This window comes from Thermogutta hypogea (assembly GCF_055386265.1).
This window is the reverse complement of the sequence record NZ_AP042425.1, coordinates 1378798-1401461: the sequence shown is the minus strand read 5'-3', so window position 1 is coordinate 1401461 and position 22664 is coordinate 1378798. Positions and strand designations below refer to the sequence as shown.

The 22664-nt window shown below is 60.9% G+C and carries 17 protein-coding genes; 10 read left to right on the top strand and 7 right to left on the bottom strand.

Features of this window, described 5'->3' with window-relative positions; all coding sequences use genetic code 11:
- Positions 1–28 precede the first annotated feature (28 nt).
- Complete coding sequence (locus ACZ5B4_RS04930) at positions 29–2386, bottom strand: HzsA-related protein (RefSeq protein WP_464913322.1); 2358 nt, start codon at positions 2384–2386, stop codon at positions 29–31.
- A 569-nt stretch (positions 2387–2955) separates the two neighbouring features.
- Here ACZ5B4_RS04930 and ACZ5B4_RS04925 point away from each other — a divergent pair.
- The 8 genes from ACZ5B4_RS04925 to ACZ5B4_RS04890 all read left to right on the top strand — a co-directional run bounded on the left by ACZ5B4_RS04925 (position 2956) and on the right by ACZ5B4_RS04890 (position 11072).
- A complete protein-coding gene (locus ACZ5B4_RS04925; protein ID WP_464913321.1) occupies positions 2956–4227 on the top strand; it encodes a M16 family metallopeptidase in 1272 nt (423 codons plus the stop codon).
- The gene (locus ACZ5B4_RS04920; protein ID WP_464913320.1) at positions 4199–5440 is read left to right on the top strand and encodes a M16 family metallopeptidase; all 1242 of its coding nucleotides are present in this window, start codon (positions 4199–4201) and stop codon (positions 5438–5440) included. The genes ACZ5B4_RS04925 and ACZ5B4_RS04920 overlap by 29 nt, the downstream gene beginning before the upstream one ends.
- 109 nt (positions 5441–5549) lie before the next feature.
- Positions 5550–7208 (top strand): arylsulfatase, encoded by a 1659-nt coding sequence (locus ACZ5B4_RS04915; RefSeq protein ID WP_464913319.1) that lies wholly within the window; start codon positions 5550–5552, stop codon positions 7206–7208.
- Between the two features lie 122 nt (positions 7209–7330).
- On the top strand, positions 7331–7873 hold the full coding sequence (gene hslV / locus ACZ5B4_RS04910; RefSeq protein WP_464913318.1) for an ATP-dependent protease subunit HslV: 543 nt from the start codon (positions 7331–7333) through the stop codon (positions 7871–7873).
- Positions 7861–9213, top strand: a complete 1353-nt coding sequence (hslU, locus tag ACZ5B4_RS04905) for an ATP-dependent protease ATPase subunit HslU (protein WP_464913317.1) — start codon at positions 7861–7863, stop codon at positions 9211–9213. Before hslV ends, hslU begins: the two co-directional genes overlap by 13 nt.
- A gap of 108 nt (positions 9214–9321) precedes the next feature.
- Positions 9322–9741, top strand: coding sequence for a YkgJ family cysteine cluster protein (locus ACZ5B4_RS04900; RefSeq protein ID WP_464913316.1), 420 nt, complete (start codon positions 9322–9324; stop codon positions 9739–9741).
- Between the two features lie 384 nt (positions 9742–10125).
- Positions 10126–10467, top strand: coding sequence for an HU family DNA-binding protein (locus tag ACZ5B4_RS04895; protein WP_464913315.1), 342 nt, complete (start codon positions 10126–10128; stop codon positions 10465–10467).
- A 386-nt stretch (positions 10468–10853) separates the two neighbouring features.
- Positions 10854–11072: a hypothetical protein gene (locus ACZ5B4_RS04890; RefSeq protein ID WP_464913314.1), complete on the top strand. Its 219-nt coding sequence runs from the start codon at positions 10854–10856 to the stop codon at positions 11070–11072.
- A 263-nt stretch (positions 11073–11335) separates the two neighbouring features.
- Here the strand turns inward: ACZ5B4_RS04890 and ACZ5B4_RS04885 are convergent, their stop codons facing one another.
- Positions 11336–12565, bottom strand: coding sequence for an inositol-3-phosphate synthase (locus ACZ5B4_RS04885; RefSeq protein ID WP_464913313.1), 1230 nt, complete (start codon positions 12563–12565; stop codon positions 11336–11338).
- A 206-nt stretch (positions 12566–12771) separates the two neighbouring features.
- On the opposite strand from ACZ5B4_RS04885, the gene ACZ5B4_RS04880 reads away from it, so the two are divergent.
- Positions 12772–13974 (top strand): pyridoxal phosphate-dependent aminotransferase, encoded by a 1203-nt coding sequence (locus ACZ5B4_RS04880; RefSeq protein WP_464913312.1) that lies wholly within the window; start codon positions 12772–12774, stop codon positions 13972–13974.
- A 202-nt stretch (positions 13975–14176) separates the two neighbouring features.
- Here the strand turns inward: ACZ5B4_RS04880 and nadB are convergent, their stop codons facing one another.
- From nadB to ACZ5B4_RS04855, 5 genes are all read right to left on the bottom strand, one after another.
- Positions 14177–15826, bottom strand: coding sequence for an L-aspartate oxidase (gene nadB, locus ACZ5B4_RS04875; RefSeq protein WP_464913311.1), 1650 nt, complete (start codon positions 15824–15826; stop codon positions 14177–14179).
- 1174 nt (positions 15827–17000) lie between these two features.
- Positions 17001–17327: an HU family DNA-binding protein gene (locus ACZ5B4_RS04870; protein ID WP_464913310.1), complete on the bottom strand. Its 327-nt coding sequence runs from the start codon at positions 17325–17327 to the stop codon at positions 17001–17003.
- Between the two features lie 301 nt (positions 17328–17628).
- Positions 17629–19173 carry a hypothetical protein gene (locus ACZ5B4_RS04865; RefSeq protein WP_464913309.1) on the bottom strand — a complete coding sequence of 515 codons (1545 nt, stop codon included), beginning with the start codon at positions 19171–19173 and terminating at the stop codon, positions 17629–17631.
- Between the two features lie 95 nt (positions 19174–19268).
- A complete protein-coding gene (locus tag ACZ5B4_RS04860; RefSeq protein WP_464913308.1) occupies positions 19269–20240 on the bottom strand; it encodes a glycosyltransferase family 2 protein in 972 nt (323 codons plus the stop codon).
- 58 nt (positions 20241–20298) lie between these two features.
- Positions 20299–21345, bottom strand: coding sequence for a lysylphosphatidylglycerol synthase domain-containing protein (locus tag ACZ5B4_RS04855; protein WP_464913307.1), 1047 nt, complete (start codon positions 21343–21345; stop codon positions 20299–20301).
- 663 nt (positions 21346–22008) lie between these two features.
- Here ACZ5B4_RS04855 and ruvX point away from each other — a divergent pair.
- Positions 22009–22521 (top strand): Holliday junction resolvase RuvX, encoded by a 513-nt coding sequence (ruvX, locus tag ACZ5B4_RS04850; RefSeq protein WP_464913306.1) that lies wholly within the window; start codon positions 22009–22011, stop codon positions 22519–22521.
- Positions 22522–22664: the final 143 nt, after the last annotated feature.

The following is a 22664-nucleotide window of genomic DNA, read 5'->3' as shown; positions in this document are numbered from 1 at the left end:
GGTCGCTTGGCCTGCCTGATAGCCAAGCCTAGTGCAGCGACGGCGGAGGTACGCTCTCACCCGCCAGTTGGCGCTGCTGACCCTCACGATCGTAGGTCCCGTAAAAGGGTACATTGGCGTCCATCCAGAGGGCGAGGCGGCGTCGGTCGGAATCCGAGAGGCGAACTGCTTGGCGGTGGTTTTCGTCGGCGAAGACGCTCCACAAGAGGCTCTCGTCGGCGCCCATCCGACCCGGCTGAGTGACGATCTGGCTGATACTGGATCCGCCCCATTCGTACCAACGGAGATAGGGACGAAGGTTCTGGTAGGCAACGGTAAACGGGGCGGCAACTTGGGACGTCAACAGCGGCGGCATGGAACTGCGATCCGCCTGCTCGCCGTGGCACGACGCGCAGTGCCGTTCCAAGATGGGCTGAACTAATCGCACAAAACTGAAGGGGTTGGTGCCGTCCGGACCGGGTTCCAATCGGGAGGGCGGTCTTCTTACGGCAAGCGATTCCCGAAGCGGCACGGAACTGCCGGGAGGCTCATGGCATCCAATGCACGCGCGCCGTTCGCCTTTATGGAGATACGTTGCCGATCGCATCCCCTGCACGGCGTGTCCGCGTTCGTCCACAATTTGAAAATAGAGGGGGCGTTCGGCAGGCACCCGAAAATAAGCGGAACCGTCCGCCTCGACCGGCACGGACCCGAGATATGCTCGCACGTTCTCCGCGCTGGCGTGGCCGATCCGTGGATCATTGACCGGATGGGTGGCCTTCGGCAATAGCTGAAAGACTCTCAGCTCCCTGATCGGTCGATCCGGCGGCAGCGGATAGAGACTGCGTCGTACGTCGTAAACAATCAATTCGGACTCATCTCCCAGCTCCTCCTGCTTGGAGTCCTCCAGTGGGGCGGGTACGGCGCGGGGAGCAACCGGGATTGGATCGAGGCAAGCCACACCCGGCTCGCGATACAAAAGCTCCAGGTTTCCGAACCGGTCGAAGTAATAAATGCCGGGGCCCGATTCGCGCCGGACGCCGGATCCCATGCCGGGGACCGGTTCGTAGCCGAAGCCGATCAAGTAATAATCCTCCGACAACGGCCAGGGACCGACGACATGCCCCGGCGACCATTGATCCGGGGCCTCGGGAAAGGCGATTTCGGGCGTCAGTACCTCCAAGCAGCCGAAACGGTCTTCGCCCGTCGCGGGATCGAGTTCGACTTTGTTCGGATCGAGAAGTACCAAGGATCCGCCCACCACCGCGTGGTGCGCCCCGGCGATGAAGGCGATCTTGTGCGATCCGGGCACGGCTCGGGGTTGATAGCAGGCACTGATATTCATGGTGTAATTCCCGAACAAAGACCGTGGATTGGTCCCGTCGGGATTGGTTGTCCACAGGCCGTGAAAATGGGCGGCCGAGCGATCCACGTAGTCCCACCGGGAATAGATGACCCGCCCATCCCAGAGAACGGAAGGATGCCATTCGTTGGTTTCGTGGAAAGAGACGGTCCTCACCTCGCCGGAGTTCCCGGACAAACGATGCAAAGTATAGGTGGGTATCGGCTCCCAGGGGTTGTTGCAGCGGCAGAAACCTCCGCGCCGGGAGGAAACGAAAATCAGGTCGCCGTTGGGGAGAGGACAAGGATTGGTATCATCTTCTCCGCCTTCCGTAAGTTGCCGTAAAGAACCGGTAGTCAAATCCAAAGCGTAGAGTTTGAAGACGGTCCGCCCAGGACCGAAAAAGTCGAATTCCGGGGGCATCGGCCCCGCCGTCAGTACGCTCCAATCGGGAGCGAGGCGGCGTTTTCGGTCGCCTTCGGCGATGGGGGCAAAGGCAAAATAGGCTGTATTCCCGTCGTAGGACAAGGCCAGCGTCTGGTAGGTGCCGCGAGGGAGTTTGTCTTTCGTTAGAAAGACTGTTTCCAGCGATCGGCCGGGACGGGGCAATAGAAAGACCCCTTCTCCCGTCAGATCCGCGGCATTATAGAAATAGCCGACGTACTCGTGGAGCATTTGGCAGAGGAATCGCCGCGTCTTGATGAACACCACAGGGCGGCCCTGAATCAGCGGATTGGCCAACGCGACCCGGCGGAGGAACCAGCGGATCTTGAAATACTCGTCCAGCCGCTTTTCCGGACTTGCGTCCCTATCGACCGTCTCCAAGATGGACTGCCATTGCTCCAACACGGCGCGGTAATCGGACCCCCGCAAAAGAGCCTGATGATGCATCACGTTGATCAAATCTTGCCCCCGTTTGATGGCCGCCTCTAAGGCCTCGCGACTGTCGGCGGATCGTCCACGCCATTTCTCTTGACGGGTCCAGTCTTCCTCTACCGCCTGACGCAGATCTTCTTCCTCCGCGGGCTCCGAGGGTGCGAAGATTGCCGCGCGAGTCGGGTCCACGGATTCCGCCGGTCTGTCGACCCTTGGATAAGCCCCCGTTCTCGTCGGAGATGTGGGGGTGGGGTGGTCCGCCACGATCGCCCCGCCAAAAAGAGCAGCGAAGACTGGGAGGGATAGAAGAAGTCCGCATACCGCTAAGAACGAGGCTCTCATCGCTTCAGCTCCGCACCCCGAACGGGGCTTGCTCTTTGCACTCACAAATTAGGGAACAAGGCAAGAGGCACTCATCGGCCGCATCGTATTCGTGGAATCGCGAGCCGCAAGCCCGCATCGGCCGGGTCGCGGTCCGTGAAGGAGATCGCTGAGATCGCTATCGAACAAGAGGATTCTAAGACTTCGCGAGCCTCCCTGCAACAACGAACAAGGTCTCGAGACGACCACATCGCGAGTCTCGCGAAAGCATCGGCGCGTCGCCCCCGTTGCGAGGTTTGCCGCCCGTTTACAGACCCGCAAGCGGGGCGTATTCTGAAAGTTCGGTCCCTCGGGCCCCATGGTACGTCAAAGCGGCGATCCGTCACCGTGCATCAACTTAAGCCGTCATTTCGGAATCATTCCGGAGAAGGAGTTCGGTGATTTCTTCCGCTAATCACAACACTTTGGTTCAACGCTATCCGAACGGATTGATCCTGCTGGGTGAGCCGATGCCCTGGGTGGAGTCGGCGGCGTTTACGATCGCCGTGCCCGCCGGCAGCGGTTGGGATCCCGACGACCGTTCCGGCTTGGCCTCGGTCACATGCGAAATGTGCCTGCGGGGAGCCGGGGACCGGGACAATCGCCGCTTCATCAGCGAACTGGAATCGCTGGGAGTAGAGTGGAGTGAATCCATCAGCGCGTTCCATATCCGCTTCAGCGGTGCTTGCGCGGCCGACGTTCTTCCGCAGGCATTGGCAATCTTTGCCGACGTTCTTTGCCGCGCGCGACTACCCCAAGACGAGTTGGAGAATGCCCGCCAGGGCCTGTTGCAGGACATTCTTTCCGTCGAGGACGACCCGGCGGATTTGGCGCGGCGGGAGCTGCGCAGGCGTTTTTTCCCCATTCCCTTCAACCGCCCGAACGAGGGTGAGGCGGACCATGTTCGCGCCATAACTTGGGCGGAAGTGCGCGACCATTACGAGCGGCACTTTCGGCCCAACGGTACGATCCTGGGAGTCGCGGGGAAATTCGATTGGGACCGGCTTCGCGGTCAGGTGGGCGATTTACTCACCGATTGGCCGAGCCGAGAGGCTCCCCCCGTGGCCGAGAAGCCGCAAACGGCCATGGTCGCGCACATCCATTATCCCTCTCAGCAAACACACATCGCGTTGGCTTACCCCAGCGTCGCTTATGATCACCCGCAGTATTTCGAGGCCGTCGGCGCGGTCGGAATCTTGAGCGGTGGAATGAGCGCGCGATTGTTCACGGAAATCCGCGACAAAAGAGGCCTTTGCTACAGCATCCATGCGTCACACCGCGTACGTCCCCGAATGGGAGCCGTTCTGTGTTACTCCGGAACGACGGCGGAACGGGCTCAGGAAACGCTGAACGTCCTGATCCGTGAGTTGATTCGCCTGAAGGACGGCGTGCTGGAGGAGGAGTTGGATCGCCTCAAGTCGCAGTATCGAACCGGCTTGGTAATGCATCAGGAATCGACCGCAGCGCGGAGTGCCGCCGTGGTAACGGATTGGCATTTGCTGGGTCGAACGCGCTCCTTGACGGAGATCGACCGGCGCATTCGCGGTTTGACGACGGACGCCCTCAATCGGTTCCTGCAAGAGAATCCCCCCCGGTCCTTTACGATCGTAACGGTCGGACCGCAGCCTTTGGAGGTGCCGCGTGACGTGCTTGAAGCACACGCTGCCTAACGGTTTGCAACTGATCGCCGAGTGCTATCCGGACGCCTACACGCTCGGCATCGGCTTTTTCGTCCGCGCGGGTTCGCGCGACGAACCGCCCGAGCTTGCGGGCGTCAGCCATTTTTTGGAGCACATGGCGTTTAAGGGCACCCCGACGATGACGGCGGAAGAGGTCAACCTGGCGTTTGATCGCATCGGGGCGGCTTACAACGCCTTCACCGGCGAAGACGCCACGGTGTATTTCGCCGCGGTCTTGCCGGAGTTTCAGGAGGCTGCCTGCCGTCTGCTCGCGGAATTGATGCGCCCCGTGTTTCCGCCGGGTGAATTCGACCGCGAAAAGCAGGTCATTTTGGAAGAAATCCACATGTATCTCGATGAGCCGCCTTTCGGTGCCGACGACTTGTGCCGCGCGAAATTCTTCGCCGGCCATCCGCTGGGCCGCAGCGTGCTCGGTTCCCCAGCGAGCGTAGGGGCGATCGGTGTTGAGCGAATGCGGGCGTACCACCAGGGGCGCTACGCGCCCAACAACATGGTGCTGGCGGCCGCCGGGCGCGTCGACTTCGACGCCCTGGTGCGGCAAGCGGAGGCCTTTTGCGGCGCATGGGAGCCTTGGGATGTGGATCGCATGCTGCATCCGCTGGAACCGGCCTACGGTTTTCATCTTGCTCCCAAGCCGTCGGCGACGCATGAGTACTTGATCCAATTGTCGGAAGGACCGTCCGGATACAGTGAGGACCGGTTCGCGGCTCACCTACTGGCGGCGGTCGTCGGAGATGACTCGGGGAGCCGGTTGTTTTGGGAGTTCGTGGATTCCGGGCTGGCCGAATCGGCTTCGCTGGTTTTTTCCGAGCACGAGGATGCCGGCGTGTTCACGCTGGTACTGAGCTGCGCCGAGGAATTGTTTTCCGACAATCTGACGCGCTTGCGGAATTTGATCTGCCGGTTGGAGAGTGACGGCATTACCGAGGAAGAACTGCAACGCGCCAAACGGAAGATCTTCACGCGAACGGTGTTGGCCGGCGAGCGCCCGCGGAATCGTTTGTTCAGCTTGGGGTTGAGGTGGCTGCTCTTTCAGTCCTACCAAAGCGTGCAGGAAAAGCTTAGATTACTGGAGGCGGTAACGCTGGAAGACGTGAATCGTCTGATTCAACGCTACCCGCTGTCATGTCACGCGTCCGTGGCCGCCGGACCGCTGGAGGCGATTTCGACCGCCGGCGCATGAAAACGGCTGGGAATGATCCGTGTTCGAGAGCTTCGCCGCGAGTGCCGTCGGTTTTTTGTTGAACAAATCGGCGCGTTCCCGGCCGGTCTCAAAAAAGGAGGTTTTCTTCATGAAGACCGAGCAACGGCTTCCAAAGCCTCAACGTCGCGTTTGCCTGACGCCCGGCATCGTCGTCGGGTTGGGGCTAGCGATGATGGTTGTCTTGGCGATCGGGCCGGCGTTTGCCGCGGCGAGCAGTCGACCGCCCAACGTGGTCGTCATTCTCGCCGATGACATGGGCTACTCGGATCTGGGCTGCTATGGCGGGGAAATCCAAACGCCCAACTTGGACCGCTTGGCCGAGCACGGCCTGAGATTCACGCAGTGCTACAACTCGGGACGATGTTGGCCGTCCCGAGCGGCCATCATGACGGGATATTATGCTCAGCAGGTTCGGCGGGATACGGTTCCCGGGGTGCCCAAATCGGGCGGCCAAGGCGTTCGCCCGGCGTGGGCGGCGTTGTTGCCGGAGCTGCTGCGAAGCAAGGATTACCGCAACTATCATTCCGGCAAATGGCATATCGACAGGCAGCCTCTGCTTTGCGGTTTCGATCATAGCTACAAACTGGACGATCACGATCGTTTTTTTGCGCCCAAGCGGCACGACCTGGACGGGAAACCGCTGCCGCAGCCGGGTGAGACCGACGGCTTTTACGTGACCGATGCGATTGCGCGGCATGCGGTGGAAATGCTGCAAGAGCACCGTCGGGACTACGCCGAACGGCCGTTTTTCCTCTATTTGTGTTTCACCTCACCCCATTTCCCGCTCCAGGCGCCGGAGGACGTCATCGCCCGGTACCGTGATGCCTATAAACAGGGTTGGAATCGCATTCAAGACGCGCGGGGACAGCGGTTGTTGGCATTGGGGCTGGTCGCGAACCCTCCGCCCGCCATGGAATTGCAAGTGGGACCGCCGTATTTCTTCCCCGACGCTTTCGAGAAGTTGGGACCGGGAGAGATCGCCAAGCCCCTTCCCTGGGATGAGTTGACGTTGGAGCAGCAGGCATTCCAGGCGGCCAAAATGGCCGTTCACGCGGCCATGGTCGACCGCATGGATCAGAACATCGGCCGAGTCTTGGCACAATTGCAGGACATGGGGGCTTGGGAGGATACGCTGATCCTCTTTGCGTCCGACAACGGGGCCAGCGCTGAGATCATGGTACGTGGCGACGGCCATGATCCCAACGCACCGCCGGGTAGCGGCAAGACCTTTCTTTGTTTAGGGCCGGGATGGTCGAGCGCATCGAACACGCCTTTCCGACGACACAAGACCTGGGTTCACGAGGGTGGTATTGCGACGCCCTTGATCGCGCATTGGCCGCGCGGAATCTCGGCCGCGGGTGAATTGCGGCGTGCTCCCGTCCACTTCATCGACGTCGTCCCCACGGTTCTGGAATTGGCCGGCATCGAACCGCCGAACGAATGGGAAGGGGCGGCCCGTCCGCCCATGCCCGGCAAGAGCCTGGTCCCCTTGTTTGAAAGGGACGGTACGGTCAGCCACGAATACCTCTGGTGGTTGCACGAGGGCAACCGTGCGATCCGCGTGGGAGACTGGAAGCTGGTCGCAGCGCGGGATGAACCGTGGGAACTGTACGACCTTCGCGAGGATCGCGGTGAATCGCACAACCTGATCGAAAAGCTCCCCGATCGGGCGGACCGGCTACAGTCTTTATGGGAAGAAGTCTGGGACCGCATTCAGGCCGATGCCAAGCGCGACTTGCAACAGTGACGCCGTTGCCGGGTTTTCCGCCGAAAAACGCGCGCACAAGCGGTCAGGCCCTTTCGAAAACGAACGCCGGCGAGGCCGGTGCATTGGCCCTTACGCATCGGTTACGCGAGGAGCATCATCCCATGGAATGGAGAAGAACCACGGTTCTTACCGTTCGCCTTGAGGACGCCGTGGCGCTGGGCGCCGATGGACAGGTCACCTTCGGCAATACGATTGTGAAGCCCGATGCCGCAAAAGTTCGTCGTTTGGCCGATGGCAAGGTCATCACCGGCTTTGCCGGGGCGACCGCCGACGCCTTTTCACTTTTGGAGCGTTTCGAGGCGAAGCTGAAAGAACATCCCAATAACTTGCCGCGCGCAGCCGTGCAATTGGCCAAGGAATGGCGAACTGATCGCGTGTTGCGCCGATTGGAGGCGATGTTGATCGCCGTGGATGCCGAACACACGCTCTTGATTTCGGGAACGGGCGACGTGTTGCAGCCCTCGGACGGAGTGCTGGGGATCGGTTCCGGCGGACCGTACGCGTTGGCGGCAGCCAAGGCGCTGCTTCGCCATACGTCCCTGTCCGCCAAGGAGATCGTGCGGCAATCGTTGACGATCGCCGCCGAAATCGACGTCTACACCAATACTCAGATTCAGGTGGAGGAGCTTCCGTGCCGCCCTTGACGCCGCATCAAATCGTTGCGGAGCTGGATAAATACATCGTGGGCCAGTCCGCGGCCAAGCGGGCGGTGGCGGTTGCCATCCGCAATCGTTACCGGCGACAGCAACTTCCTCCCGACATGAGGAGCGAAGTGGCACCCAAAAACATTCTGATGGTCGGGCCAACCGGCGTGGGCAAGACCGAAATCGCTCGTCGCCTGGCCCGACTGACCGGAGCCCCCTTCGTCAAGGTCGAGGCGACGAAGTTCACCGAGGTGGGCTACGTCGGGCGCGACGTGGAATCCATGATTCGCGAGTTGGTGGAAAACGCCGTTTTCTTGGTCCGTTCGCAGGAGCTGGAGAAGGTCCGCGAGGAGGCCGAACGCAGGGCGGAAAAGCGGCTGGTGCAAATTCTGTTGCAACAAACGGACGATTCGGACGAGTCTGACGCGGAAAACGGCGATGTCGCGTCGCCCCGCCAACGTCGGGAGAAGGCTCGCGCCGGAATGCTGAAGCTGCTTCGCGACGGAGTTCTCGATGACCGCGTGGTCGAAATCGAAGTGGAAAAGAAGCATTCACCGTTCTTCTTCGGCGGACCGGGGGGAGAGCAATTCGATTTGGACTTGCAGTCCATGTTCGGAAAACTGCTTTCATCGCGCAGCACCCAACGGCGCGAAGTTACCGTGGCGCAGGCCAAGGAAATCCTCGCCTCCCAAGAGGCCGAGGCGCTGATCGATCAGGACAAAGTGCATTCCTTGGCCGTGGAATTGGCCGAGAATGCCGGGATCGTGTTCCTCGATGAGATCGATAAGATTACGGCGGCGCACGGCGCGGAAGGCCCGGATGTTTCGCGCGAGGGCGTGCAGCGCGACCTGCTGCCCGTCGTGGAGGGTACCACCGTCCAAACCCGCTACGGCCAAGTCCGCACCGATCACATCCTCTTCATCGCGGCGGGCGCGTTTCATCGCTCCAAACCCAGCGACTTGATGCCGGAGTTGCAAGGACGGTTCCCGATTCGCGTGGAATTGGACGACTTGACCAAGGAGGACTTCCTCCGCATCTTGACGGAGCCGAAAAACTCCCTCATCAAGCAGTACCAGGCCTTGCTTGCGACGGAGGGAGTTGAGCTGACTTTCGCGGAGGGCGCGATCGAGGCCGTGGCGGAGTCGGCGTTCTACGTCAACCAGACCACGCAAAACATCGGGGCCAGGCGGCTGTACACGGTCATGGAACGCCTGCTCGAGGAAATCAGCTACGACGTTCCCGATAAACTGACGGGCAAGGTGACCATCGACCGTGCCTTCGTGCAAGCAAGGCTCGGGGAAATCATCAAGGACGAGGACGTGAGTCGCTTCATCTTGTGAAGCCGTCTCAGGATCACGGAGGACGTGCGGGCGGACCGGTCTCCGGAACGCGGATGTTCGGTTTCCACAGCCACCAGCATGGACTGCAATTGTCTGAGGCCGTGAACCATGGCTGCGCGGAAAAAATGGTATTCCGAAGGCTTGCGATTCTCCTGCACCGGATGCGGCTACTGCTGTTCGGGGCAGCCGGGGTACGTCTACGTAAACGACGATGAAATCGCTCAAATCTCGCAATACCTCGGTATGGACGCATCGGAGTTCCTATCTCGGTTCACCCGGGAAACGCACCGTGAGAGGAGTCTCGTTGAACGCCCCAACGGCGATTGCATCTTCCTGGACCCCGTGCTCCGGTCATGCCGCATCTACCCGATTCGCCCTCGACAGTGCAAGTCGTTTCCCTTTTGGAACTCCAATCTTCGCCGACCGAAGGACTGGGACGATGTCTGCCGGACTTGCCCAGGCTGCGGCAAGGGACCGGTCTTCTCTTACGAAACCATCGAAGAGCTGCGCGGCCGAATCGACATCTGAACAGCTCCGGTTTCCCTGGCCGGCCTTTCCCATATCGGGGGGGAGTCTGCGGCACGTTGCACCTGATTGATAATCGGGGGCGAATGGGCGGAAACGGGTTGAATTTTTCCGGTTATTCGGCCGATACAGGTTCTAAGCGAAATGCCTGTTAACGCGATTCGTCCGGATGCCAGCGTAAATTCGGGCGGATCGACTTTGACAAGGCACGCTCTTTGGCAACTGGGAGCTGTATGTGACGGTCCGCCTCGGCAAGTGCCGGCTGTCCGGCGGCGAATGTTGAAACCAAGGCGTCCTTGACACTAAGTGTTGTGGCGCATAAACTTGCAACGTTCGCTCAGGATCAAGTCAACAGCAAACCTTCTCTTGCCGGCGGAGTACGGACTCGTGACCAAGAAAGACATCGTGCGGGAAATTTCCAAGAAATTGGATTTGAAGCAGACCACCACAAAGAGGGTGGTGCAGATGACGCTGGACGCGATCATCGACATCTTGGTCGAGGACCGTGAAGTTCAATTACGGAATTTCGGCGTGTTTCGGGTACATTTCCGAAAACCCCGAAAAGCCCGGAATCCCGTGACCGGGGTTCCGGTTCAGGTGCCCGAAAAAGTCGCGGTGCGATTCAAGCCGGGAAAAGAAATGGCTCGGCGATTGCGACAGGCTTACCGCGCGGCCGCAAGCCAACGGAGTGAATCCGGGTCGCCTCCCCGACGCAAAGCCGCGGAGTGAACCCGAGGCGTCTGCAAATGACGCGTCGTGCCGGCGCTAGAACAGCCCTGTTCCGCGTCCATTCATTTGGGGCGCGCGAGCGGCGCAACGTCCATCCGAACGCCCCGGCACGGCAAAGGCGGCGCAGCAAGCTACGGTCGAACGTGCGAAGCTCTCCAGGCTTCTTTCCCCCGCGATGAAAACGGTGCCGACGCAATCGTTTTTCTTTTCGCATCGGTGGATCGTCACATACAGTTCCCAAGTGCCGCGCCCGGAGGGAGTGTGCTCACCCGGGTCGCCGGGTACCGGTCGCGTCCTCGAAAGACGCGCCATGAAAGAAGACAGCAAGGCCGTTCCGGGGCGTCGCGGAGAAGCGGCGGTCCCAAGTCAGGGTCATGGAGGATGTCATGCGAAAGCTGCTGCTCGGCGTCGTTCTCGCGCTCTTGGTGAGCAGTGCCGTGGGATGCGTCATTCCCATCTACTCCGCCGATCCGAATCGGCGAGTCCAGCAAATGATTTTCACGTCGGAGGGATTGCGTCTGTTTCTCGATGAATGGGAACGGACCTGGATGCTCGATGCCCCGGATCACATGACGCCCTATCGCACCCACGGCGGAATCATTTGACGGGCCGGGTTCCGAAATCATTCCCTCGCCCCCTTCGCGGTCCGTCGCATTCATCCACACGGGTCGCGGGATGGGGCACGGTCAAGCGGCCTGCCGGCCGTCTTCGCCGTGCGACAATCGGTGCGCCGTCGGTAAGGGTTGGAGCCGAAACCGATCAGTTCAGCAAGACTATGAGGGGGGAACGACCGCGTCCGACGCGGTCGTTTTTTTGTTGCCTCGTCCCTGCGGTCGGTCCCGACGCCAAGCGTCGCACCGCCCGCAACTCAGGCGTCTTCGGGCAGCGATGCGACCCAATCCAACAAGGCGCCGTGCTGCCGAAAGAAATCGTTATCGGAGACTCCGTAGGGGCTTTTGAAGAAGGGGGCCAAAAAAGGCATGGTCCCGCATATTCCGGCACGACCCGCCCGCTCCGTCAGGCGAAAAAGGTCCAGCACCAAAGGCGCGGCGAGCAAAGAGTCACACCCCTGCCAGATGAATTGCAGCACCATGGGCGTTCCGAGAAAGCCGGAAAAATGGATGTGGTCCCAGGCCGTTTTCCAATCGCCCATGTCTTCCACATACTCAATGGAAACCAGCGTCTTCGGGGCATAGCCGAGGATGTCCCCGACGAGGTGGTCTTTGCTACGCACCTTGGTCGCCTTGTGGTGGGGATCGTCCAAGACTCGCCCGTCGAGGTTGCCGAAAATGTTGTGGCCGACCCAACTCAAGACCTGAAGATTGCGGGCGCGATACATCGGGGCCAGCACGCTTTTCATGAGTGTCTCGCCCGTCTTGCCGTCGCAGCCCATGTGTCGCGTACCTCGGATTACAGCAAGCTCGGTAAGGGCGGGCAACGAAGCCCCGAGCGACGGTGTGAAATTGATGTACGAACAACCCTCCGCCAATGCCGCGACGGCATACAACGTGCTGGGCGGAGGCGAGAGTTCACCGCCGGCCAAGGCCTTTTCCAGTTCCTCCCAGCTTGCCGGATAGGCTGTTGAATCGACGGGCGGTTCCGTGGAAGCCACGTTTATCACGATGACGTGCCGCAGTCCGTGTTCTTGCCGGAAAGCGGCCAAGTCTAGTCGCAATCGCTGCACGGCCTGCCAAGGCGAGGCGTCGCGCGGTACGTCGGGGGCCGCCAAATCAGCGATTGTCGTGGAAGCCCCACTCAGCGTTCCCCAACGAATTCGTGCATCGCATTCGTCCAGTTCGTTTTCCAATAAGTCGATCCATTCCGGTAGGAAGACGCGATTGGTGCGATGAAAGGCGCGAATCTCATCCACCAGCCGGGCGGTGCGGATTTCGTGGCCGGCGATGAGCACGCGATCGAAGGGGATCAGTCCCGCCCTTTCGAATTCGGTTTGCGCGGTCACCAAACCGGTGGGCGGAACGACGTTGCGCCGCAACAGGTGCATTCCGAAAATGGAACAGGCAGCAACACCGCCTCGCGCGCCGACCAACCACAATCCGACCGGCGCCGACGGTCGATCCGGACTCTTGGAAAGTGTCATCCCGTCCTCATCAAACCTAAGACATCGATGAAATCAGATGATAGCGCGGCGGGTGCTACCATCAAACGAAGCGGCAGTTTAATCTAACAATTATCCGTCGCGCGGAGCGGCGGTTCAACGACGGGGAGGACCGATCGCATACCGCACCATTGCACTCCAGGCATTCCCCATGGATGTGCCCGTACCGGAGCTACAAGGATTTCCGCATGACAGTCACCGTTTCGCAACTTATCCAGGCGCTCGAACCCTCGGCAACCCTGGCGATGGCGGCGAAGGCCAGGGAATTGAAGGCCGCCGGCCGGACGATCTACGACCTCAGTCTGGGAGAGCCTGATTTCGCGACGCCGGAGCACATCTGCGAGGCGGCCGTCGATGCCATGCGAAAAGGGTACACGCATTACACGGTGGCAAGCGGCATTCCGGAGCTGAAAAGGGCTGTAGTCAAGCAGTATCACGAGCGGTACGGCCTGGAGTACCCTCCGGAAAACGTCGTGATCTCCAACGGTGCCAAACACTCCATTCACAACGTCTTTGCCTGCCTGCTGGATCCGGGCGACGAGATGATCATTCCGGCGCCCTATTGGGTGAGTTACGCCGAATTGGTCAAGCTTACCGGGGCAGTGCCCGTCATCGTCAATACGCCCCAATCCAACGGGTTCAAGCTGACGGCCGACGCCTTGCGTGCCGCCATCACGCCCAAGTCCAAGGCCTTGCTCCTTTGCAGCCCGTCCAATCCGACAGGGACGCTCTATTCGCGGGAAGAGCTTCAGGCCCTGGCCGACGTCGTTCTGGACACGGACCTGGTCGTGGTCGCAGACGAAATTTACGATCGCCTGGTGTACACGGGTGAGCCCTATGCCGGCTTTCCCACGGTCCGGCCGGGCTTGCAGGAGCGTACGGTGGTCGTCAACGGAGTTAGCAAGACGTATGCCATGACCGGATGGCGGATCGGCTGGGCGATCGCTCCCAATAAGGCCTTTGCGAAGGCCATGGGAGACTTGCAGAGCCAAGAGACGTCGAATCCGTGCAGCATCAGCCAGTACGCCGCCCTGGCCGCCATCCAAGGCCCGCAGGATTGCGTGGAAAAGATGCGGCAGGAGTTCGACCGGCGAAGGCGCTACGTCGCGTCGCGTCTTGCGGCAATACCCGGTCTGTCCTGCACCCAAATGGAAGGTGCGTTTTATGCGTTCGTCGATATTTCGCAAAACCTGGGCAAAACGTACGGCGGCATTCGCGTGGACGACGACACGCGGTGGTGCTTGGAACTTTTGGGGCAAAAAGGCGTGGCCGCCGTCATGGGATCGGCATTCGGCGCCCCCGGCTATGTGAGATTCTCGTTCGCAACCTCCATGGAGAATCTGGCCGCGGCCATGGACGCCATCGAAGAGTTCGTGAAAGGAGCACGATGACGCCGCCGGGTATTATCGAACCGGCTTCGGCCTTGGGAATCGTCCGAGGCAAATAGCGCCGCCTGCCGTTGATTCCATCCGGCCATTAGCCCCGGCCGTTTGGCCCCAGCGCCGGTCCGCGCTCGGCCTTGGGGCTGAGAGCCTGCCGGCCCACGCGATCGCACTCCAACGGTTTGCGGCCCCTGCCAGCCCCTACCATCGGTCAAGCATCCGCGGTCGCAGACTCCGCGGGGGGCGTTTCCAGGCCGGTCCGGCAGCGGAACGTGAGATGTTTTCGCCAATCTTCTCGCGGTTCGGGGTAATCCTTGCGGAAATGGCATCCGCGTGATTCTTCGCGGGCCAACGCTGCCACAAGCATGATCCGCGAGACAATCAGCATATTTTGCAGTTCCCAGCCCTGGGGATGGTTGAACTGGCGCGGCAAGACATACCCGCACCAACGAGAAATGTCCTCCAAAGCCTCGCGCATCTGCTCCGGATCACGCCGCACGCCCATCGAACGCCACATCAAGCTTTTCAGCGAATTGCGGATGTCCACAAGGTCCAACGGCTCGTGAGCGGGGGGGACCGGCGGGCTTTCCACGGGAGGAACGTCGAACCGATCTTCGCGGGCCATGGCCTCCGCGGAAGCCCCGGCCCCGGCGCGGGCACCGAAAACCAATGCCTCCAGCAGGCTGTTGGAAGCCAGTCGGTTGGCTCCGTGAAGCCCGGACGCCGTCACTTCGCCCGCGGCCCACAAACCCGGAACTCCGGTCCGGCCGTCGGAGTCCACGGTCAATCCGCCCATCATATAGTGTGCTCCGGGGCGGACCGGAATGCGGTCCCGGGTGATATCCAGGCGGAACTCTTCGCAGATGGCGGCGATGCCGGGAAATCGCTTTCGAATGTGCCGTGCGTCGAGATGGCTCAAGTCAAGGTACACGCAGGGATGCCGAGTCTTCGCCATTTGTTCCACAATGGCGGCCGCCACCACATCCCGCGGAGCCAATTCCCCGCGCGGATCGTAGTCCGTCATGAATCGGTAGCCGTGTCGATCGATCAGCCGCGCGCCCTCGCCGCGCATGGCCTCGGTAATCAAGTGTCGAGCACCGCCGGCAATGTAGAGCACCGTGGGGTGGAATTGCATGAATTCCATATCGCGCAGTTCGGCTCCCGCTCGGCAGGCGATGGCCATGCCGTCACCGGTGGCGACTTCGGGATTGGTGGTCTCGCGATAGATCTGCCCGCACCCGCCGGACGCCAGAATCGTCTGCTTCGCCCAGACCAGGGTTCGACCGTGACGATGGTTCCACAGTATGGCCCCCCGACATTCGCCGTCGTGGGTCAGCAGATCGATTGTGAACGTGTCTTCCCAAATATCGATATTGCTGCGGCAGCGGATACGTTCGTGCAAGGTCCGTACCAACTCGCGGCCGGTGGCGTCGCCGTTGGCATGCAGAATGCGATTTCTTCCGTGACCGCCCTCTCGCCCGAGAGAGATGCGTCCCTCCACGCGGTCGAATTGCGCGCCCCAGTCGATCAGCTCGCGAATCCGTTGTGGTCCCTCTTCCACGACCATCCGGACGACGGATTCGTCGCACAATCCCCCGCCCGCCTCCAGCGTGTCGCGAATATGGTCCTCGACCCTGTCTTGGGGATCATAGACGGCGGCGACCCCGCCTTGCGCATACCAACTGTTCGACGCCTGCAATTCACCTTTGCAGACGATGAGCACCGCCAGTCGCGGATCCGCCGCCAATGCGGCTCGCATTCCCGCCACCCCGGCGCCGATCACCAAGACGTCGGTAAAATAGTGCGGGATCCGCTTGGGATGAAAAGGTGTAAGATAACGATAGCCGCAGTCGATCATCATGTTTTTTTCTCGAGGAAAATTGCCTGAGCATTCGCCGCGGGGACCGGATTGGCTCCAACGCGCCGAAGGGCTAGGGAGCGGCGAGAACTTTGGAATGCCGACAGAGAACTACTCGTCCCCGGCCGATTCTTTATTATAGCGGCAAATGCTGCGGTGATTTGATGACAAGAGGCGGGCGTTTCAACAGGCGATTTTCACCGGCAGCCTACCGGCCTTCGACGATGGCGGCAACGCGTCCATCGCATCACGCCGAAGGAAGACGGAAGTCCCGGTCCACGGTGGGGAAACAGCAAAACCGGCGTCCCGCAGCCCCTCATCGAACTCCTAGGTCCGATTCGATCGATCTGGCCCGATTGCTAAACGTGAACGGTTCCAGATTGGGATCCTTCGGTCTGACTCGCTGGGCAAGCTCGGAAAGCTCCGACGGCGGATCGGGCTGCCCCCGCAGGTCCAGCGAACTGCAACCGGTGCAAAGGGCGAGCACCAAACCGATCGCCCCAAACGGCCGTGCCAAGGATACGATGCGCTTTCCGCAAACGCACCCGAGGAACCTTTCGGTTCTATTCGCGGATCCCCCTCGACGTCCCTCGACGGAATAAAGGGAAGTTTCATCCGTCCGCGGACGACCGTCTTCGTGAATGCTTGCCATCCTGTCATCCCACTCTGAACGATGGTGATTGGAGAACCCGATCGTTGAGCGCGGTCGGATGCGGACCGAGGCTTACGAGAGAATGCCTGCGACGGCATTTCTGAAGGGAGTTCGCCCCGGAATCGCCTCCGGCGGAGCGGAGTGTCCCAAAAAGGCATCACAGAATCAAGGGCGATACGGCGAATTTCGGGCTGCCGAAATCCTGAACCGCTCCGACGCGTGAAGGAAAAGCCGCCGCCGTGCGTTGCTGCTCGATGCCCAGAGATTCAAACTTGGGCGCCCCGATGCGACCGCAAAAAAAGGTGCGCGCGGCAACCGAACGCCGACCTATTCCACCGAGGTTTGCAACCCTAAATCATGGCCGAGTTTCGTGAACGACTCGTCATTCTCACGCGGCAGCCATCCTCGCACCCCGACATACATGCCCGCAAGGAGCGGAGTACGAGTCACGAGTTTTCGACGAAAGCTCGGCCATGAACGTCGATTTGAGACATGCGGGTGACGATGACGCCACCCGGATCGCGATCACACCATGGCCTTCAAGGGCTTGAGCACGCGGACCCGCACCGTATTGTGGGCGGGCTTCGCGGGGATGGTGATGATCTCGTCGGGCTTGCCGGGCCGAGGACGCTTTTGAGCCGGCCGGGCCTTCACTCGTTTCTTCACGATCTTCAAGAGACCGGGCAGGACGAAGGCGCCGGGACCGCGAGGACCGAGCGATTTCTGGACTTCCGCCGCCAGGGCGTCCATTACGGCCGCCACGTCAGCCTTCTTAAGACCGGTGGCTGCCGCGATCGCGTCGCGAAGCTGCGTCTTCGTCAACGGCTTTTTGGGAGCTGCTTCTTTGGCCATAAACCTGATTCCTCCATGCCACGTCGAGAAAGGGTTGCTAACGAACGTCCGTCCGAGTCGGGGTTGCCATTTCCCGCGAGAACGGCTGCCTGAATGCAATGATTAGACCGTGATTCTTGCGAATTTCAAGGGGGTTAAGCAGTTTATCGGCCTAGGAATCGGCCGAAATACGGCGTTTTCTTGAGATTTCGACCTCAATTGAGCCGCCGCGGCCGAAAAAAAGGCCTGTTTTTGAGCCTACCCCGACCGACGGAGCATCGAAGCCCCGGAGTGCCTTTTGTCCGCGGCATCCGGCCGGCGGTCAATACGAAATCCAGCCTTGGTACTCCAACCAGCGGAATAACCAGGGATGTACCCACGGCGACCACGTGGGATAGGCCGCCGACATGGCCGAAACCGCTAGGCAGAGCAGCGCCATCCCCCGGCCCCATCGCGACGGGGCCAGACGATCCAGCGCCGGCGCCATGAATAGCAGCCAAAACGGGGCCCACCAAAACATCCAGCGAAAGCCGCAGGAAAGGCCACCGTAGTTGCGGGCGCGGAGATCGCGCGTCCAATAGAAGATCAAGCAGACGAGGGAGGCGGCGGCAACGCCGGCGGCGAGGGTGCGCCAGCGCCGATCTTCGCTACGGCAGGCGAACCAGATTCCCCCGAGTGTCAACAGCCAGATCGGCGTCAGGGAAAAGACTCCGTGATGTCCGACGAGCGAATGGAAGACATACGCCGCGAGCGACGGTTCGCCTTTGTCGATCCCCACGGGGTTGCGCCAATAGCTCTCGATCACGCGGCCTCTTCGCTCATACGTGTAGTCATACCAATTGTCGCCTCCCTCGCCGCGGTGAGAGTAGGGAATGGTCAACGTTCCGTGGGCCAACCAATTGGTATAAAAGTAGGCGGCACCGACCAAAAGCGCGGCGGGCAGGAAGCACAAAACGGTTTTCCGAAGGGAAGTCAAAGCCAAGAAACCAAGCAAAGCAACGAAGAGGATGAGCGACGGCAATTCGAAAGTCACGGCGAACGCCGACAGGAATCCCGCGGCGACAAACCGCCAGGCTTCACGGCGGCCGTCCCAAAAAATCGGTACGGCGACGACCAAGGCGCCGAAGGCACAGACCGCCCCCGGCAAGTGGTTATTGAGCGACACCACCATTGTGGTCAGAAAGGTTCCAAAGCACCCCGCCGCCACGACGAAAATGCGAGTCCAATCATTCCGCGCGAACCGTTCCACGAGCGAAGCAAGCCCGGCCAGGCAAGCTAACAAGGGGAGCCAGTGCACCAGGATCAGCACGACCCGCGCGATCTCGTAGGGCTGATCCCGCAACGTCCAGCCGGTGGTATGTAAGATCACCCAATAAAGCCCGGCCAGAAGCGTGGGAAAGAGCGGCGGCTTGCTGGAGTACAACCGGCCGTCATGCTTGACCATGTCAATCGTGTCCCAGCGCGGCTCCTGGATGACGCGATCGATGGCATACGGCGCGCCCGGCACGCGCATGTCCGGTTCCACCAGCGCCCGGACGGTACACCAGCGACTTCGATCATTGGCGCTGAGAAAGGGACGGCTGAGAACGGCCCGATCCCGCAAAGCCTTCTCGATTCGCGCCATTTCGGCCGCCAGGCGTTCGCCGGCCAGACCGCGGGCGACCAACTCGGAGCGGCGCGTTTCCAACTCCTTGGAAATATCCTGCAACCTCTGGCGTTCCAGCAACTCGACGTCGACCGACGTCACTGCCAGAATGCGGCCGAGCATGACACCCGCAGCGGCTGTGATCAAAATCGCGTAGCAAGTGCGACGGACGAGCGAGGGATCCAATGCCTGCGATGTCCCGGGTTGTGCTGGGGCGGTCATGCGTCGTGGTCTCCCGATGCTTGGGCCGTCGGATAGTCGCTCCCTCTATGCTCGAAAGATTTCGAGAGGGCAGAAGCGTTGCCTATTCCAATTCGTTACACCGGCGGCTGCGAGTCGATCCGCTCGGCGACGGAGTACGTGCGATCGGGCCGGACATGATAAGCCAAGAATAACTCCGCGAGAAATCCCATGCTCATCAATTGTCCGCCCAGCAACAGGAGGCCGGTGGCGTAAACCACCAAGGGGCGGTCGTGTAGCGTGACGGGAGTCCAGCCGGGGAGGGTACGCGAGCACACCCAAAGCGCCGCCAAGAAAATCAGGATCACGGCTCCCAAGCCGAAGGATGCCAGGCCGACGGTACCCAAGACATGTTGCGGCCGCTGGCCGAAGCCGGTCAAAAACCGCACCGTCAGCAGATCGAGAAAGCCCTTCACGAAACGCGAGAATCCGTACTTGGATTTGCCGAATCGGCGGGGCCGATGGTGGATCACCAGCTCGCCGACGCTGAATCCGCGAGCGGCCGCCAAGACGGGTACGAAGCGGTGCAGTTCGCCGTACAAGACCACCTCTTCCAAAACCTCGCGGCGGTAGCACTTCATGCCGCAATTGTGGTCGTGCAAACGCACCCCCGTCACCCCGCTGACCATCCAGTTGAACACCCGCGAGGGAAGAACTTTATGCCACGGATCGTGCCGGATCTTCTTCCAGCCGCTCACCACGTCGAAGCCTTCCTCCACTTTGGCCAGAAAGTTCGGTATTTCCCGCGGATCGTCCTGCAGATCCGCATCCATGGTCAGAACGCGCGCGTGCCTCGCCAGCGAGAAGCCGGCGCTGAGGGCCGCGGCCTTACCGAAATTGCGGCGGAATCGCACCGCGCGGACGCGCCGATCTTGCGCCGCCAACTCACGGATCACCGTCCAGCTTTCGTCGCGGGATCCATCGTCCACGAAAATGATTTCAGCCGTGTAATCGCCCTGAGCGAGGACCTCCGCCACCTCGGCATGAAGCTGCCGCAGACTAAGAGCTTCGTTGAATACCGGCACCACGATCGATAGGGTCTGGGTCATGGGTATTCCCTTCCCGGCCGTTTCCGCCTGACGGCCGATGGTCCTGCGGACGGCGCGTTCAAGGCAGGTCGGCCTGCACGGCTTGGTGCACGGCGTCCTCGTCGAACGCCGCCGCAGAAGGCGATCGATGGCCGGACCGCGAGCTGTTCGGGGAGCGACTTGCCGACCGGACCAAAAACCAAGAAACCACTGCCGCCGCCACTTCCGCCAGCAGCCAAATCACGCGCAGCAAGCCGGCCGCGAGGACGGCCGTCAACTCACCGCGACCAGCCAAATCGGTCGCGGCGAGGGAATCCGCCAGGTACGGCGCCAGCAATGCCACCAAAACGAACTCTCGAACGCCCAAGCCTCCCGGCAGGAGAATGATCACAAACCCGGAGACGGTCGCCATGGCCGCCGTGGCAACCATGCGAGGCAAAGGCCCCCAGAATGGCACGCCGTCCAGCCCCAGGGCCCGAAGCGTCATCCAGAGGCTGATTCCGAAACAAGTCCAAAGGAGAAACATACCGATCCAGCCTTGCCACAAGGTTCGGAATCCCAAACGTTCGACGGCAAGCAGCACGTCTTGTCGGGCGGTTTTTCGGGCGACGATTCGCAGGATCGGCTTGAAAACCGGCGGCAAGGTAAAAAACACCGCCACGGCTGCGATACACACGGCCGCTGTTAGCAGCTCTCCGTGCCCCTGCCAAGCGAAAACGAGATAGACGGCGGCCAAAAATGAACCCACCGCCATCATCGTCAAGGTTTCGATGAACACCGCCGCGGCGGCCATCGAAGGCTGCACCTCGGGACCGGCGACCAACCCTACCCGCAAGAACACCACCCAAAGTTTCCCTGGGACATACTTACCCAAGTGGCCGATGATATAGGCGCGCAGGGCTCGGCCCAACGTCGTTTGCTGTCCAAGGTCTCGCAACACTCGATGCCAGAACCAACCGGCGGGAAGAACGCCCAGGACATACATCGCGGCCGCTCCCAGGCACCAACCCCAACGAAAATCGAGCCGAACGCCGGCATCACTTTCAACTCTGTGAAACTGCTCCCAGGCCCCCAGCAGGGTGTTGCGGAGGAAATAGATCAGCACCAAGACGACGAGCAGGCTCAAAGCGTGCCGCCCCCAAGCCGGCCATCGTCGCCGGGTTTTCGGCACCTCGTTGCTATCAGAAATGGATGGCAGGTTGCCGTTCACGGCGTCGTCTCAAAGGCAAAATCAAAGGGGGAAGCTATCGCGGAAGGTAATCGGCTCAGCGTGGGGCGGCGAATTCGACCTACCTTGCTGAAAGCCGTCGCTCTCCAACACCCGGTCGCAATCGGGCATCCACATCGGCCGGGTTCAAAACCATCGGGAAGCGAAGCGGCATGGTTTCACACGTGTTGTATGATACCGCGCCGGTCAGCGGCTCAAAAGTCTGACTTTCGGCGGGACGAGCAACACGGCCTCGGCCGCCGTGGGTGGGTCCTCACGAGAACGGCCTCGACGAACGGCGGACGGAGTATTCCCATCGAACCCATCCGCCGCCAGGATTAAGCCGACACGAAATCGGGATACTGCGGCAGAGCGAGTGGGTCGGCGACCGTAAGCGATACTCGTACGTCCGGCGAGCACGCCGGCCGCCGTCGGCAGTGGTTCGCATTGTCCGCTAGAATTAAGTAGAAATGTGCCGTGCTGATAGGACGACGCGTGGAGCGAGCGTCCGGGAATCCGCCCGGTTCGCGCCGTAAACAAGCGGGGCTTTCGCAAGAGAAAAATGAGAATGCGTGGAAGCGTATGAGAGAGCGCCCCATTCCGCCGACGGGACGGTTCGTCGGGATCGACTATGGCAAACGACGTATCGGTTTGGCCATCTGCGATGCCGGACGGTCCATCGCCACGCCGTGGGACGTGTACTGTCCCAAAGATGAATTCCAGGATGCGGCCTTTTTCCGCCGTCTCAGGGATGAGGAGGGGGTTGTCTTGTTCGTGGTCGGCCTTCCGGTCCACTGCGACGGCTGGGAGTCGGAATCTTCTCAAGCGGCGCGATCGTTCGGACAATGGCTCGAATCCGCCACGGGGGTTCCCGTCGTGTTCATGGATGAACGATTCAGCTCCCGAACCGCCGCAACGTGGTTGAACGAGGCTGCGATGACCAAGAAACAACGGAAGAAAAGGCTCGACAAGGTGGCCGCCCAAATCATCCTTCAGGCGTATCTCGAGACCTTTGCTCGGCGAAATCCAGCCCTGGCTGTTAGCTGGGAACCCTCCGGGCTGGATGACGGCAATCGCAGCGGCACCATGGACTGACCCACCGGAGCTGCTCGGCTGGGGAAACCGTTTTTCAAACATCGCTCCGCAGTCTGCCGGCTCGTTGAGTAAAGGGGTTGCCTAGTCTGAAGGGGACTCCACTTTTCGGCTTTACGCCGTGCTCGGCCTTGCGTGATGATTAA

Bases quoted from the DNA above. Each gene is read 5' to 3' on its own strand.
- ACZ5B4_RS04915 (WP_464913319.1), top strand. From the start codon at position 5,550: ATGAAGACCGAGCAACGGCTTCCAAAGCCTCAACGTCGCGTTTGCCTG.
- hslV (WP_464913318.1), top strand. From the start codon at position 7,331: ATGGAATGGAGAAGAACCACGGTTCTTACCGTTCGCCTTGAGGACGCC.
- ACZ5B4_RS04900 (WP_464913316.1), top strand. From the start codon at position 9,322: ATGGCTGCGCGGAAAAAATGGTATTCCGAAGGCTTGCGATTCTCCTGC.
- ACZ5B4_RS04890 (WP_464913314.1), top strand. From the start codon at position 10,854: ATGCGAAAGCTGCTGCTCGGCGTCGTTCTCGCGCTCTTGGTGAGCAGT.
- ACZ5B4_RS04885 (WP_464913313.1), bottom strand. From the start codon at position 12,565: ATGACACTTTCCAAGAGTCCGGATCGACCGTCGGCGCCGGTCGGATTG.
- ACZ5B4_RS04880 (WP_464913312.1), top strand. From the start codon at position 12,772: ATGACAGTCACCGTTTCGCAACTTATCCAGGCGCTCGAACCCTCGGCA.
- nadB (WP_464913311.1), bottom strand. From the start codon at position 15,826: ATGATGATCGACTGCGGCTATCGTTATCTTACACCTTTTCATCCCAAG.
- ACZ5B4_RS04870 (WP_464913310.1), bottom strand. From the start codon at position 17,327: ATGGCCAAAGAAGCAGCTCCCAAAAAGCCGTTGACGAAGACGCAGCTT.
- ACZ5B4_RS04865 (WP_464913309.1), bottom strand. From the start codon at position 19,173: ATGACCGCCCCAGCACAACCCGGGACATCGCAGGCATTGGATCCCTCG.
- ACZ5B4_RS04860 (WP_464913308.1), bottom strand. From the start codon at position 20,240: ATGACCCAGACCCTATCGATCGTGGTGCCGGTATTCAACGAAGCTCTT.
- ruvX (WP_464913306.1), top strand. From the start codon at position 22,009: ATGAGAGAGCGCCCCATTCCGCCGACGGGACGGTTCGTCGGGATCGAC.